Genomic DNA, 14,160 nt, shown 5'->3' with positions numbered 1-14,160 from the left:
TAGCCGCTTTTGTTATGTGTATTTATTCTGAGGCAAAGGTGATTTCTGTGTCGAGATTGCCTGAAAATTGATGGTGTTGCAAAGGCGTTCCCTTTAACCATTTTGAAAAATCAATTTCAATTGGTGACTGATTTTCTCCGAGTGCAATATAGGCAGTTAATGAGTGAGGTTCATACATAGACGTGTGAATCGTCCCACTCCAACTTTTAAATAACTTACTATAAATTTGATAGTCAGGATTATTAAATCGATTAAAAACATCGAATTTATCTAAGTTGGAATAACTTAATGTTGTGTCTAAACGTTCAAGGCGCTCCATTGATTCTTTCGTATAATTACGATTTTCATGAGTAAGCAATTTAAAGTGATTCGTGCACGTTTGATCATATCTTACTTCCACACCTCTTGGCGTTACCTCGACGATAGCATGATTACCTGTAGCGTCTTGTAATATATATGAAAAGGAACTTCGGTGTGGTAACTGTTTTAAAAAGTATATTGCCTCATTCACATCTTTGCATAGTTCTAAGACGAGGCGTCCAATCATATAGCAGACAAAGCCATTCGCAGGCTTTTTGCGGTGCATAAAATTATAAGCCATCACTAATCCGCATTCATTCATGCCATCCATACGACCTGTTGTTCGTGACATTGGTCCAATTTGAGCATAGCCATGATCAGTAGGTTGATAAAGTTGATAACGGCCATCATATGTAGCGGGATGATAGTCATAATTTCTAACAAGATAATTGTCACCGATGAAAACAGTACAACCACTATCAGGTAAATCTGTAAAACGATAGTGTGCAAAGTTAAGTATTGCTTGGCGCAATGGAATATTAAGTACATCTCGTATGCCTAAAATTTCTTCCCATATTGCTGGGGCGAAGTGTTGATAAACAGCTTGAGTTTCATTGATGTTAATATCAAAACGAGGCACCCTTTTTTTCCATTCTTTTTCTCGATTTTTAAGCATTTCGGTTTGTAGTAACCATTGGCCAACGGAAACGCCATAATCATAGTGGTTACCTCTATAAGTTAAAATATCAGATGTTACACGTTGCATACTCTACGAAACCCTTTCTGACATATGTTTAAAATAATTTGTTATGATGTTGTAATCTATTATTAATGGTCATTCATCCACTCAATTATTATAATGAAGAAACATTGAAAATAGGTTGATAGATTAAAGGAGTGGAAAATGTGTTGGAAATGTTTGGTAAAACGTTTTTAAAGACACGGCAATGGGTTTATAGGAATTTTTTTAATTGATTCATAACCCTTTCTTAATTCTTAAGTGGTTAAAGAATTAAGTTGTACTGAACATTTAATGTGAACGCGTCATAGGGGAGAGGATTGATACGTTGAATCATTACGACGTATCAATTCCTTTATTCTGACATCCCTTTAATATTAGGAGCGATATACACCATTTTAATGCGATGAGGATTATCAGCCTCTGAATCGAATATAATCGTTATCATTGTTTTATTGGTTTCATTATAGTTTGCATGTTCATTAGAATAGGTATAAAAAATAACCATATTTTGCCCATGGAACCGTGCTCTATGAACAATTTCAAAATTCCATTGTAAATTTTCATTCGAATCAACTTGTTGCATACGTTTTTTAAGTAACGTCAGCAACATTGATTTTGTTAAATGTTGAGGAATTCCGAGTTCATTAAGATAATACACTACGACGTGATCATCTAACATCTCATCTACTCGATTAATATCATGATTTTTCCACGAGTTTAATAAAGATATGTATGGCATAAAACATACCTCTTTCATTTTTATTGTTATTATTACTGTATCATAATTGTTTAGATATTTATATAGTTGAAATGTTAGAAAGTAACTGATTAGGGTATTTATTTAATGAATCCTCACTTATGTGGTATGATATTAAAGAAGACAATGATTTAGAGGTGAATATTTATGTGGAATTTTATTAAAGGATTTTTTAAATTTGTATTAAGTTTTACACTAATTGCTAGTTTAGTATTAGGTGTAGGTGCTGCTGTATTAGCATATGTTTTCAAAAAAGACTTTGAAGACATCGAAAATAAAACAAGAGAAATTATTGCTGACATTGAATCTAATCAATAAAGCATATTGGGTTGAGGTGAGATATCTCAACCCTTTTTCTTTATCAAATTTAAAAAATAGGTGATGTGGGTGTATCAAAGTAAAAATAGTTTAGTATCCTATCAATTGAGTTCCCAAGTAGCTATTCAATTACAAAGGTTTAACGAACAAATCGATAACCAACATTTAAAACATACGATGCCAATTCAAATAATCGATCGTTTATTAGAAAATTTTTATGAAGCGAGACAAATTATTATTGGTGTGAGTAATGACGCATTAATGATAGAGAGTGCGCAACGTTTTAAACATCAATTAGAAAGCTATTTACATCATCACAATATCGTCCCTTATAATATTAACGTGGTTATTTGGAAAGAAAATGCTAAAAATATGAAGAAATTTGAGAGTGCTTTTGTCGATAATGATCCAGATTTATGGCTTATATTTTCGAAACCTTTTAGTTTTGGACGGTTATTAAAACGTCTGTATCGTAATCCTAAATTTGACCCTACGCGGACATTTTGTATGAGTAATTTTTGTTCACATGATTTAATGCAAGTCATTGGTTATAAATATTTTGAAGGCATCACAGGATTATCGCCAATGGGGAGAGCTTGGTGTGTACAAAGTGGGGAACTTGAATTATTGTCCTCTTAACTGCTTTATTCATTCAACATTTGTTACAATATGCATAACATATATTGGAAGGAGACATACTTATGACAAAAGGTTGGATTGGTTCCTATACTAAAAAAGATGGCAAAGGTATTTATAGGTTTGAATTAAATGAAGAAAAAGGACAAATTGAAACACTTGAAACAGGATATGAACTAAACGCATCCACTTATTTAACACAATATCAAGATATGCTTATTGCTATCACTAAAAATGACGAGCGTTCTGGTTTAGCTACTTTTCATATTCAAGAAGATGGCACTTTAGAAAAGACAGGAGAAGTCCTACAATCCTTTAAAGGTTCAGGATGTTATGTAGCAGTCTCACCAGATGGAGAATACGTATTTGAAGCGGTTTATGGTGATGGTATTGCACGTATTTATAAATTGAATGCAGAGGAACGCAAAATAGACAGACTTATAAAAGAGGTTTATCATGACTATGAACATGGTCCGAATGTTGAACGCCAAGAACAATCTCATGTTCATTATTTAGACGCAACACCAGATCAAAAATATGCGGTTGCTGTTGATTTAGGAGCTGATTTATTAGTCAGTTATCATTACGGTGATAAAGGGTTAGAGGTTGCTGAACGTACTACAATGGAACCTGGAGATGGCCCACGTCACATCGCTTTTCACACATCAGGTAAGTATGCTTATGTGGTGAATGAACTTTCTAATACAGTAGTTGTAATGGATTACCATGATGGTCAATTTAATGAAATCGAAAGACATTCAACGATTCCTGAAGACTTTTTACATCCTACTAAGCTAGCTGCCGTTCATATTTCCAAGGATCAACGTTTTCTATATATTAGTAATCGTGGCCATGACAGTATTGCGATATTTAAAATTACTAGTGAAGGCAAGCACTTAGAACTTGTAGATATTGTCTCAACTCATGGTGAATTCCCACGTGACTTTAATATTACCGCTTCTGATGACTATATTGTTGTAGCGCATCAAGAAGGGGATTCAGTGGTGACAGTATTTAAACGAGATCAAGATACGGGTCAACTCAAATTAGTACAAAACGAACATAATGCTAGTGAGGGTGTATGTGTTCAATTTATGAAAGAAAGCTAACACAATAGAGTGTATATTATATTTAAGAAGAGGTAGAGCGCTGATTGATTAATGGCGCTATCTACCTCTTTTTTAACATGTGGTAGAGATAAGAGATTTACTTCTTAAAAATTTGTTTAATGTATTTTAGTTTACCTTTATAGGGTGGAAAAAGTAAGGCTGTTTCCAGTTTGGTCGTTTTAAAAATATATGGTTTTTCGTGTGAAAAGGTATCAAATGAATAACGTCCATGATAGCGACCTATACCAGAACGACCGACCCCGCCAAATGGTAATTTAGGATTGGCTAGTTGAAGTATCGTATCATTAATCGCACCGCTACCAAAAGATAATTCACTCAGGATACGATTAGTCGTGTTTTCATCTTCACTAAATAAATATAGTGACAATGGTTTAGGTTTAGATTGAACATAAGCTATGGCTTCATCTAAATTACGATATGAAAGGATAGGTAAAATAGGGCCAAAAATTTCTTCTTGCATAATTAAGTCATCGGAGGTCACTTGATGCATAATCGTAGGTGCAATATAAAGATCATTTTGATCCGTTTCGCCACCATAAACAATTTGATGACGGTGTGACTCAATGAATTGATTAAGACGATTAAAATGTTTAAGGTTAACGATGCGGCCGAAATCCGGACTGTTTTGTGGATTTTTGGAATAAAATTCAATCAAAGTTTTTTGTAATGCTTCGATAAAATCTGATTTAACTGTTTCATCTATTAAAATATAATCAGGCGCCACGCATGTTTGTCCCGCATTTAAAAACTTTCCAAAACAAATACGTTCACTAGCCACTTTTAAATTTGCTGTTTTATCAATAATCGTAGGAGATTTTCCACCTAACTCTAAAGTGACAGGTGTTAAGTTTTTAGCTGCTGCTTCGTAAACGATTTGACCTACTCTTGGGCTACCTGTAAAAAAGATATGATCAAAAGGTAACGTTAACAATGATTGCAATACATGAGCGTCTCCTTGTACAACTCTAATGTAATCCTCTGAAAAAGTTGATGCTATGATTTTATGAATGACTTCACTCACATGAGGTGTGAGTTCAGAAGGTTTAAGAATGACCGTATTACCAGCTGCAATGGCACCAATTAAGGGTTCAATAACTAATTGAAAAGGATAATTAAAAGGGCCAATAATCAATACAGTGCCTAAAGGTTCTTTCATCGTGAAGCTTTTTGCCGGAAATAAATAGTATGGCGTTTCAATCGATTTCTTTTTAGCCCATTTAGTCACTTTTTGGCGTGCTTTTTTTATGTTATGAAGCGTAAAGCCAATCTCCGTAGCATACGATTCTACGTTACTTTTTCCTAAGTCTTCTTCTAAAGCATCAAATAATTCTTGTTGATGTTGCTTGATACTTTTAGCTAATAACTTTAATTGTTTTTTACGAAATGAGAGAGATTTTGTGGCTTGTGTATTAAAAAAAGCTTGGGACTGATCGAATAACGTTTGATATGGATTCACTCAGATCCTCCTTTCTGAAAATATGACATAAGTTACATTAATACAATCATTAAACCGCATATGGATATAAAAAGCGAGACAGTTATAAATCAAACAACAGTCTCGCTTAAATCGTTAGGAATGTCTTTCGACGAATCAACAAAAATTATGCTTTTAAATCGTTCAAATCCTCATTTTTCTCAAATTGATGTGAGACATAAGAACAAGTTGGTATAATTTTCAATTGCTCTCGTCTTGCTTTATCAATGACTTTATTAAACAATTGTTTTGCAATCCCTTCACCACGTAAAACAGGACTAACATAAGTATGATTGACATCAATGACGTCATTTCCGACGTGATTGAATGTAATCTCAGCAATCATACGCGCGTGTTCATCATTGATATAAAAACGATGAGAATCCTCTTGAATTTGATAATTCATAACATCACATCCCTTATGCTTGATTAAGAAAGTGCTTCAGTAATAGGGGGTACAATTTGTTTTTTACGTGAAACGATACCCGCTAAAAATGCTGTGTTATTTTCTAATTTTGTATCAAATGCATGCGCAACTTTGTCTTTTTCAGCACCTGCTACTAAAATTTTAGAATCGCTATTTAAAATATCAGTGACTACAAGGACAAACGTATTATATCCTTCATTTGCAATCGCTTCATTCATAACATTTTCAAGTGTTTCTTGTCTTGCGATTACTTCTTCGATATCTACGGTATTCACTTGAGCGATACGTACAATTTTATCACCCATATTGAATGATTTAGCATCTGCGTTAATTAATTCGCTATCTGATTTATCAGCTACAGAAGCACCTGCTTTTAACATTTCTAAACCATATGATTCTAAGTCGATGTTTGCAATAGAGGCTAATGCTTTTGCTGCATTGACATCTTCTTCTGTACAAGTTGGTGATTTGAATAATAAACTGTCAGAAATAATCGCTGAAATCATTAGACCAGCAATTTCAGGTTTAATGTCATAATTTTTTTCATTATACATTTTGTATAAAATTGTAGCAGTACAACCCACTGGTTCAGCACGATAATAAAGTGGCGCTGCTGTTTCGAAATTAGCAATACGATGATGGTCAATAACATGCTTAATAGATGCTTTATCAATCGTATCAGCACTTTGTTGGAATTCATTATGGTCTACTAAAATAACATCTTTATCTGTTAAGTCTTCATTTAATAATTCAGGTTGATCAACGTTGAAATACTCTAACGCATAAGCTGTTTCAGGACCAACTTCTCCTAAACGATATGCTTTTGCTTCTTTGTTGCCATTTAATTGTTCAAAATCTGCCATAATAATTGCAGAAGAAATTGCATCTGTATCTGGGTTTTTATGTCCGAAAATGTATGTTGTCATGATATAATCTCCTCATTTATTAATTAGTTTTAATACTATTTTATCATGGGTATGAATAATTATTCTACCGTTGCACCTAACGTATTTTTAAAGTGGTTTAAAGCCCACTCGTGTCCTGTTAAATCAAAAGAAGCAACACCATTTTTAGGAATAATTAATTGATAATTTAAGTTATAGGCACTTGCTGCAGTATGAAGTACGCAAATATCCGTACATACACCTACGATTTCTAACGTATCGATTTGACGTTCGCGCAGTAAGCTATCTAAAGGTGTGCCATAAAATGAATCAAATCTTCTTTTATCTAAAAAGAATACGTGTGAAGCGTCTTTAATCTTTTCATATTCTTGACCTATATCACCATATAAATCGCGACCATCAGTGCCTTCAATATTGTGTGGTGGAAATGTTTTAGTTTCTGGGTGATAAGGATCATTTTCGAAATGTAAGTCCATCATAAAGAAAATAGGACTGTTAGATTGATGATAGTCGCGAATACGATCGAGAATAAAAGGTTCAATCGCTTGACCAGGCTCTCCACATGTTAATTTGCCATCATTTGCCACAAAATCATTTGAATAGTCTACAATTATTAATGCACGTTTTGTCATAAATAGAACCTCCTAGAAATGCAGAATCGATATTTATTACAATATTATATATAGTATAACCTAATTTAAGGAGGAATCTACATTTCTAATGCGAAAACTTTTTAGAATTTTGAATAATATATTAATGACGATAAAAGATACTGTTCAATTACAACACGCTTTAAATAAAGGGAAACAACGACCAATCACGATTCATGTACCTAAAGGCATTTACTTTATAGGAAAAGCATTAAAAATTTATGAAGGGACAACATTGGTTTTACATCCAGATGCAGTGTTGTTAAGGAAAGGTCGAGATGCCCTGATTAAAAATGGTTCAAGTTTGCGAAAATACCATTTTTATGATGGAAACGGTAATATTCGAATTATAGGTGGCACATTTGATATGAATGGGAATGCGTGCCCATATAACAATACAGCGATGTGTTTAGGTCATGCTACAAATGTTGAAGTGGGTCATGTCACTATAAAAAATGTAGTGGGGGGTCATGGGATTGATGCTTGTGGCTTAAATCATGCCCATATTCATCATTGTCAGTTTCTAGGATTTTATGACGTGAATGGCAATCGCTCTTTTTCAGAAGCAATCCAGTTAGATTTGTTTGTCAAAGGAGCATTTCCAAAATTTGGCGCAAATGATGGGACGATTACTAAAAATATGGTAATTGAACATTGCTATTTTGGAAGCTCGCATGAAGGAAATATGCACGCATGGAACAGAGCGATCGGTTCACATGCCAGCCGGTTGAATCATTTTTATGAAAATATAGTCATACGACATAACTTTTTTGAAGGTACAAAAGACTATGCATTAACACCATTAAAAGGGAAACACATCCAAATTTACAACAATATCTTCTTAAATTGCGCTGGAGGCGTGCGCTATTTAGGTGTTTACAAAGGGAAAAATATGCATAGCCTTGATGGTACCGAAGCAGGGAAACAAGGCGGTTATCATTTTGATGTATGTCACAACATTTTTAAGAACTGCTTCAAAAGTGATACTTTGCATATACGCAGTCATCAAGAAGCACCCCATATCGATGTGAATATTATAAACAATACATTTTTAAACCATAACCAACCCATTCATCTAAAAGGCATCAAAGGGTTAGTCATCAGTCAAAACAAAAACTTACCACCTCTTAAAAAGATACACGTCCAAAACCAATAAATTACTCTAAAAAAGTGCGGACAATTGCGGTCAAGGTTCGATGTGATTACGAACACTTCGAACGTAAGTGAGTTAGTATTCGTTATGCATGCGAATGAAAGTGAGCAGGCGAACCTTTTTCTTAAGAAGAAAATCGCTCTTTGATTTTTGCGCGTCACGTAGTATTATCGAGAATCCTGCAATTGGAAGCCGGATTATACAAAGTGCGGACAATTTAGAAACACTGTGAACGTAAGTGAGTTAGTGTTCGTTATGCATGCGAGCGCTAGCGAGCAGGCGAACATTTCTTTATGAGCAAAATCGAGCGTCGAATGCAAAATAAAAGCTGTCAAAAACGCGTATTAATAACGTTTTTGGCAGCTTTTATGTTTAAGATAACGAAAGCGTATTAAAATGGCCTAATAAAGTGACATCAAAATCCAGTGTAGTTAAAATTGTCATTACTTTTTCTAAATGAGTTTGATCGATTGATTCAGCTTGTATAAAAAAGTGATACATGCCTAATTTAGTTTTAAGAGGGCGCGATGCAATCCATGTCAGATTAAGGTTCAACATATAAAATGTATTTAAAATACTCATTAACACACCAGGCTGATCAGAATTCGGTGTAATAATAAATAAACATTCACTGCCGGTTTGCTGCTTATACGTCATATTATTAGACAAAATTAAAAAACGCGTCATGTTATGTGGTGAGTCTTCTATATGATTCTGTAATGAATAGTACCCATAGAGTTCACCACTGCCTAATGGCGCAATGGCTGCGCTTGTATCATCAATATAGGAAAGGGCAGCGACAGTGCTCGATGCAATACCAATATCGAATTGATAATTTCGAATAAAAGTTTGTGCTTGGTTGATAGCTGGATCAATGGAATAAACTTTATGAATATCCGACACTGATTGATGTTGTTTACCATATAGAGCTAAATTTACCTTCATTACCACTTCGTCGACGACACATAAATAGTCACGTGTTAGCAAATCTGCGACGGTATTTATTATCCCTTCTATAGCATTTTCAATCGGAACAATCGCCATGACTTCTTCCGATGACTCTAATGCGGTAATGACTTCATATAAATTATTTTTAGGTACTAACTGAATACGCTCTGGATGCGTTTGGTGTGCTAAATATTGTTGTGCTGCTAAATAAGAAAATGTGCCTTCTGGTCCTAAATAATGTAACTGCATGCCATCAGCCCCTTAACGATATTTGTACTATTGTACAATAAGTTAATGAAAAGGGCACCCTGATTGAGAGGGCTGTTTATAGAAAAAGTTGGGTTCTCTAGTCTCGTTCGCATAACCATGATGATAGTTTGACGTTAAAGTAGGGGACAAAGGCGGTGCTAACCAGGACCATTTACCTGTGACAGTACGCTCGTTTTGTTCCTCGTTTCGTTCAAACTGCTCAAATTGTTTAGATGCGGTTAAGTGATCGACGATAGAAACACCTGCATTTTTAAATGATTGATAGACCGCATCATTTATTTCCACTAAAACACGATCCTTATTAAAACTACTATTTTTTAAATTATGATAACCCATCGCTTCAGCGAATTGAGGTAATAAATTGTAGCGGTACGTATCTGTGAAATTGCGGACTGCAATTTCGTTAACCATATACCATCCATTAAACGGTACAGTTGGGTAAGTGATGCCTCCAATTTTTAAGTCCATGCTAGAAATGATAGGGACGGCATACCATTTCAACTGTAAATCGGCTACCTTTGGAAATTCTGAATGGGTGATTGGTACTTCTTTAACTAACTCTGATGGATAGTCATGATATTTTATCGGTTCATTAGGTAATTGATAGATAAGTGGTAACACATCAAAAGCAGTGCCTGCGCCTTGCCAGCCTAAATGTTCAGCGAGTTGTGTGACCTTCTTTTCAGCAGGATCTCCTATATTATCGTAACCTGCATATCTAATGAGTTGATTATTGAAAATTTTAGGACCTTCTTCATCAGCTTGAGCATAAATAGTAATGGTTGGACGAATTTTTCCATGATTTGTAGCGTCTTCCAAGTGTTGATGAATAGAGTGAAGAAAGTCAGATTCTGTCTTAACATCACGCGCATCATGAACAATCAGACTGTTCCAAAAAAGCCGGCCAATACATCTATTAGAATTACGCCATGCCATTTTTGCACCATAAGTTAATTCTTCAGCCGTATGTCGATAAGTACCCGTTTCAGCAATGGCTTGTTTAATTTCAGCAATTCTCTCTTGATATTGTGTCTCTGGATAATTCAATTCTTGATACATTTGTTTAATAAACGATAGTGCTTTATCTAACATGTTTTCACCTCATTTACATTATAAGGAATTTAATATAAAGGGGGTATTAAAATGAAGAATTGTCATCATTTTGTTGGAGTTGAAAAGAAATGCGTGTATCACAGAAACTGAACGGTAAATATGATACTATGAAGATAATCAATTACAAATACATAAGCAGTGAAAAAACAAAGTTTAAGAGGAGATAATGATGTATCAATACAAAGATGATAGTTTAATGTTACACAATGATTTATATCAAATAAATATGGCAGAATCATACTGGTTTGATGGCATTCATGAACGTACAGCAGTGTTTGATTTATACTTTAGAAATATGCCTTTTGAAAGTGGGTATGCTGTTTTTAATGGTTTAAGAAGAGTGATTCAATTTCTAGATAATTTACATTTCTCTGACACAGATATCGAATATTTACGTTCTGTAGGTTATCAAGAAGACTTTTTAACGTATTTGTCGAATTTAGAATTTACAGGAAATATTCGAGCAATGCAAGAAGGGGAATTATGTTTTAATAATGAGCCGCTTATTCGCGTGGAAGCACCTTTAATTCAAGCGCAGTTAATTGAAACAGCATTGTTGAATATTGTAAACTTCCAAACTTTAATTTCTACAAAAGCAAGTTTAATTAAACAAGTGGCTATGAACGATACATTAATGGAGTTTGGCACAAGACGTGCGCATGAATTTGATGCAGCGCTATGGGGTGCTAGAGCAGCCATTATTGGTGGTTTTGATTCAACGAGTAATGTACGAGCGGGTAAATTATTTAACTTACCGATATCTGGTACACATGCGCATGCTTTTGTTCAAACGTATGGCGATGAATATGTCGCTTTTAAAAAGTATGCAGAACGTCATAAAGATTGTGTCTTTTTAGTCGATACCTTCCACACTCTAAAATCAGGTGTACCGAATGCGATTAAAGTAGCGAAAGAGTTAGGGGATAAGATTAATTTTATCGGTATTCGTTTAGATTCAGGCGATATTGCTTATTTATCTAAAGCTGCACGTAAAATGTTAGATGAAGCGGGCTTTAAAGACGCTAAAATCATTGCATCTAATGATTTAGATGAACAAACCATTACAAGTTTAAAAGCACAAGGTGCCACAGTGGACTCTTGGGGTGTTGGTACAAAACTAATTACAGCTTATCAACAGCCTGCTTTAGGTGCTGTTTATAAAATGGTAGCAGTAGAAGATGAAAATGGAAATCTTGTAGATCGTATCAAATTATCCAATAATGCTGAGAAAGTAACGACACCAGGTAAAAAACGCGTATATCGTATTATTAACACTAAAACGAATAAATCTGAAGGGGATTACATTACGTTAGAACACGAAGACCCTAATGCGTTAGATAAACTTAAAATGTTCCATCCAATTCATACTTACAAGATGAAATGGGTAAAACAATTTAAAGCAATTGATTTACATCGGGACATTTTTAAAGATGGGAAATTGGTTTATCAATTGCCTTCAGAACTTGATGCAAAGGCCTACTTACAAGACAATTTACAACTATTATGGGAAGAAAATAAACGTTATTTAAACCCTGAAGAATACCCTGTTGATTTAAGTTCTGAGTGTTGGGATAACAAACACAAACGCATATTTGAAGTGGCCGAAAATGTGAAAGAAATGGAGGAAGAACATGAGTGAATTACAATCCATTATCGTGGAAGAAATGAAGGTTCAACCTACAATTGATAGTGATAAAACGATTGAATCTATTAAACATTTTATAAAGGAATATATTACAAGTCATTCTTTTATAAAAACATTAGTATTAGGTATTTCTGGTGGTCAAGATTCCACATTAGCAGGAAAATTGGTTCAATTAGCTGTTAATGAATTAAATGAAGCGGGCGATGGGCACTATCAATTTATTGCCGTTAAATTGCCATATGGTGAACAACTTGATGCAGATGAAGTAGAAGATGCGATTGCGTTCATCCAACCTGACAAAGTGGTGACCGTAAACATTAAGCCAGCTGTAGATCAAAGTGTACAATCATTAAAAGAAGCGGGCATTGTACTGAATGATTTTCAAAAAGGAAATGAAAAAGCACGCGAACGTATGAAAGTTCAATTTGCCATTGCAGCTAACTTAAGCGGTATTGTTGTGGGGACAGATCATTCAGCAGAAAATGTGACTGGTTTCTTTACTAAGTATGGTGATGGTGCTGCTGATATTGCGCCATTATTTGGATTAAACAAAAGACAGGGTCGTCAATTACTTGAATATTTAGGAGCTAGTGCCCACCTTTACGAAAAAGTGCCAACAGCTGATTTAGAAGATTTAAAACCACTATTGCCTGACGAAGAAGCCTTAGGTGTATCTTATGAAGATATTGATGATTATTTAGAAGGTAAAGCCGTTTCTAGTGAAGCAGCTAAAACAATTGAATCACACTATGTTAAAAATGCACATAAACGAGAATTAGCCTATACACGATTTACTTGGCCGAAGTAAAAATTTCTAATGACAAATAAGCAATCAGTTGGTACAATAAGCTCAATTTTATTAGGAAATGAGGATCATGATGAGTTTTATTAATGATAACCCATGGATGATGATTATTGCGATATTTGTCATTAATGTTGCGTATGTAACAGCTTTAACAATGCGGGTGATATTAACATTAAAAGGCTATCGTTATGTCGCAGCGATTGTCAGTTTCATAGAGGTTTTAGTCTATGTAATCGGGCTAGGGATGGTAATGTCTAGCTTAGATCAAATTTTAAATATTATCGCGTATGCCCTAGGTTTTTCTGTAGGGATCATTGTCGGTATGAAAATAGAAGAAAAACTCGCTTTAGGTTATTCTGTCGTCAATGTGACTACTGCGGATTATGAATTAGATTTACCAAGACAATTACGTGATTTAGGGTATGGCGTTACCCATTTTGGCGCACATGGTAGAGATGGTGATCGATTAGTGATGCAAATCCTTACACCACGTCGCTATGAATTAAAGTTAATGGATACGATTAAACAACTTGACCCTAAAGCGTTTGTGATTGCCTATGAACCTAGATCAATCCATGGTGGTTTCTGGGTTAAAGGGGTACGTAGTAAAAAAGTAAAGGCGTATGATACAGATGAAATTTAAAGTAGAAGATAATGAAACCATTGAAGCATGTTTATCCAGAATGCGAGCACAAGGTTATATGCCTGTTAAACGATTTGAAAAGCCAGTCTTCAAAGAAAATAAAGACGGCTCTGTTGAAGTGCTAAAACAAGACATTGTGTTTGTAGGTAAAAAGATCGAAATTGAGTAAAGAAGTGGGGCATTTATTAACGTTATAGTGCAAACGTTATTTCCGCCCCTATCTCTTATGCATTATCTCGTCTTT

At 34.6% G+C, this 14,160-nt stretch carries 16 protein-coding genes; 8 read left to right on the top strand and 8 right to left on the bottom strand.

The features are described 5' to 3' along the window. Positions 1-22: 22 nt before the first annotated feature. Positions 23-1,066, bottom strand: a complete 1,044-nt coding sequence (locus ACEE93_RS06605) for a C45 family autoproteolytic acyltransferase/hydolase (RefSeq protein WP_449155794.1) — start codon at positions 1,064-1,066, stop codon at positions 23-25. Between the two features lie 328 nt (positions 1,067-1,394). Beyond that, a complete protein-coding gene (locus ACEE93_RS06600; RefSeq protein WP_449155795.1) occupies positions 1,395-1,781 on the bottom strand; it encodes a hypothetical protein in 387 nt (128 codons plus the stop codon). Positions 1,782-1,946: 165 nt separating this feature from the next. On the opposite strand from ACEE93_RS06600, the gene ACEE93_RS06595 reads away from it, so the two are divergent. From ACEE93_RS06595 to pglS, 3 genes are all read left to right on the top strand, one after another. Then, a complete protein-coding gene (locus ACEE93_RS06595; protein ID WP_449155796.1) occupies positions 1,947-2,117 on the top strand; it encodes a hypothetical protein in 171 nt (56 codons plus the stop codon). 69 nt (positions 2,118-2,186) lie between these two features. Continuing rightward, entirely contained in the window at positions 2,187-2,756 is a 570-nt protein-coding gene (locus tag ACEE93_RS06590) for a hypothetical protein (protein ID WP_449155797.1), read from the top strand. A 62-nt stretch (positions 2,757-2,818) separates the two neighbouring features. Further along, positions 2,819-3,862 (top strand): 6-phosphogluconolactonase, encoded by a 1,044-nt coding sequence (pglS, locus tag ACEE93_RS06585; protein ID WP_449155798.1) that lies wholly within the window; start codon positions 2,819-2,821, stop codon positions 3,860-3,862. Positions 3,863-3,959: 97 nt separating this feature from the next. On the opposite strand, the gene ACEE93_RS06580 is transcribed toward pglS, so the two are convergent. The 4 genes from ACEE93_RS06580 to ACEE93_RS06565 all read right to left on the bottom strand — a co-directional run bounded on the left by ACEE93_RS06580 (position 3,960) and on the right by ACEE93_RS06565 (position 7,321). Further along, the gene (locus ACEE93_RS06580; RefSeq protein ID WP_449155799.1) at positions 3,960-5,339 is read right to left on the bottom strand and encodes an aldehyde dehydrogenase; all 1,380 of its coding nucleotides are present in this window, start codon (positions 5,337-5,339) and stop codon (positions 3,960-3,962) included. Between the two features lie 145 nt (positions 5,340-5,484). Further along, entirely contained in the window at positions 5,485-5,763 is a 279-nt protein-coding gene (locus ACEE93_RS06575) for a GNAT family N-acetyltransferase (RefSeq protein ID WP_449155800.1), read from the bottom strand. Positions 5,764-5,786: 23 nt separating this feature from the next. After that, positions 5,787-6,713 (bottom strand): manganese-dependent inorganic pyrophosphatase, encoded by a 927-nt coding sequence (locus ACEE93_RS06570; protein ID WP_449155864.1) that lies wholly within the window; start codon positions 6,711-6,713, stop codon positions 5,787-5,789. Between the two features lie 56 nt (positions 6,714-6,769). Then, positions 6,770-7,321 carry a cysteine hydrolase family protein gene (locus ACEE93_RS06565; RefSeq protein WP_449155801.1) on the bottom strand — a complete coding sequence of 184 codons (552 nt, stop codon included), beginning with the start codon at positions 7,319-7,321 and terminating at the stop codon, positions 6,770-6,772. A 124-nt stretch (positions 7,322-7,445) separates the two neighbouring features. Here ACEE93_RS06565 and ACEE93_RS06560 point away from each other — a divergent pair, with 124 nt between their 5' ends. Continuing rightward, positions 7,446-8,495 (top strand): glycosyl hydrolase family 28-related protein, encoded by a 1,050-nt coding sequence (locus tag ACEE93_RS06560; protein WP_449156462.1) that lies wholly within the window; start codon positions 7,446-7,448, stop codon positions 8,493-8,495. 369 nt (positions 8,496-8,864) lie between these two features. Here ACEE93_RS06560 and ACEE93_RS06555 read toward each other — a convergent pair whose 3' ends face one another. Further along, positions 8,865-9,689, bottom strand: coding sequence for a prephenate dehydratase (locus ACEE93_RS06555; RefSeq protein WP_449155803.1), 825 nt, complete (start codon positions 9,687-9,689; stop codon positions 8,865-8,867). Positions 9,690-9,731: 42 nt separating this feature from the next. Beyond that, positions 9,732-10,802, bottom strand: coding sequence for a nitric oxide synthase oxygenase (locus tag ACEE93_RS06550; protein ID WP_449155804.1), 1,071 nt, complete (start codon positions 10,800-10,802; stop codon positions 9,732-9,734). A 190-nt stretch (positions 10,803-10,992) separates the two neighbouring features. Between ACEE93_RS06550 and ACEE93_RS06545 the strand changes: the two genes are divergently transcribed. The 4 genes from ACEE93_RS06545 to ACEE93_RS06530 all read left to right on the top strand — a co-directional run bounded on the left by ACEE93_RS06545 (position 10,993) and on the right by ACEE93_RS06530 (position 14,085). Beyond that, positions 10,993-12,462: a nicotinate phosphoribosyltransferase gene (locus ACEE93_RS06545; RefSeq protein ID WP_449155805.1), complete on the top strand. Its 1,470-nt coding sequence runs from the start codon at positions 10,993-10,995 to the stop codon at positions 12,460-12,462. Then, positions 12,455-13,276 (top strand): ammonia-dependent NAD(+) synthetase, encoded by an 822-nt coding sequence (gene nadE / locus ACEE93_RS06540; protein ID WP_449155806.1) that lies wholly within the window; start codon positions 12,455-12,457, stop codon positions 13,274-13,276. Before ACEE93_RS06545 ends, nadE begins: the two co-directional genes overlap by 8 nt. 70 nt (positions 13,277-13,346) lie before the next feature. Then, positions 13,347-13,916 (top strand): DUF2179 domain-containing protein, encoded by a 570-nt coding sequence (locus tag ACEE93_RS06535; protein WP_449155807.1) that lies wholly within the window; start codon positions 13,347-13,349, stop codon positions 13,914-13,916. Then, complete coding sequence (locus ACEE93_RS06530; protein WP_449155808.1) at positions 13,906-14,085, top strand: NETI motif-containing protein; 180 nt, start codon at positions 13,906-13,908, stop codon at positions 14,083-14,085. The genes ACEE93_RS06535 and ACEE93_RS06530 overlap by 11 nt, the downstream gene beginning before the upstream one ends. Positions 14,086-14,160 lie beyond the last annotated feature (75 nt).

Source organism: Staphylococcus sp. 11262D007BW (assembly GCF_053547815.1).
Note: the sequence above shows the minus strand (reverse complement) of the source record. Positions and strands in the feature narration are given on the sequence as shown.

Coding starts and splice junctions, on each gene's coding strand:
- ACEE93_RS06605 (WP_449155794.1), bottom strand. CDS start 1,066: ATGCAACGTGTAACATCTGATATTTTAACTTATAGAGGTAACCACTAT.
- ACEE93_RS06600 (WP_449155795.1), bottom strand. CDS start 1,781: ATGCCATACATATCTTTATTAAACTCGTGGAAAAATCATGATATTAAT.
- ACEE93_RS06595 (WP_449155796.1), top strand. CDS start 1,947: ATGTGGAATTTTATTAAAGGATTTTTTAAATTTGTATTAAGTTTTACA.
- pglS (WP_449155798.1), top strand. CDS start 2,819: ATGACAAAAGGTTGGATTGGTTCCTATACTAAAAAAGATGGCAAAGGT.
- ACEE93_RS06575 (WP_449155800.1), bottom strand. CDS start 5,763: ATGAATTATCAAATTCAAGAGGATTCTCATCGTTTTTATATCAATGAT.
- ACEE93_RS06565 (WP_449155801.1), bottom strand. CDS start 7,321: ATGACAAAACGTGCATTAATAATTGTAGACTATTCAAATGATTTTGTG.
- ACEE93_RS06560 (WP_449156462.1), top strand. CDS start 7,446: ATGACGATAAAAGATACTGTTCAATTACAACACGCTTTAAATAAAGGG.
- ACEE93_RS06555 (WP_449155803.1), bottom strand. CDS start 9,689: ATGCAGTTACATTATTTAGGACCAGAAGGCACATTTTCTTATTTAGCA.
- ACEE93_RS06550 (WP_449155804.1), bottom strand. CDS start 10,802: ATGTTAGATAAAGCACTATCGTTTATTAAACAAATGTATCAAGAATTG.
- ACEE93_RS06545 (WP_449155805.1), top strand. CDS start 10,993: ATGTATCAATACAAAGATGATAGTTTAATGTTACACAATGATTTATAT.
- nadE (WP_449155806.1), top strand. CDS start 12,455: ATGAGTGAATTACAATCCATTATCGTGGAAGAAATGAAGGTTCAACCT.
- ACEE93_RS06535 (WP_449155807.1), top strand. CDS start 13,347: ATGAGTTTTATTAATGATAACCCATGGATGATGATTATTGCGATATTT.
- ACEE93_RS06530 (WP_449155808.1), top strand. CDS start 13,906: ATGAAATTTAAAGTAGAAGATAATGAAACCATTGAAGCATGTTTATCC.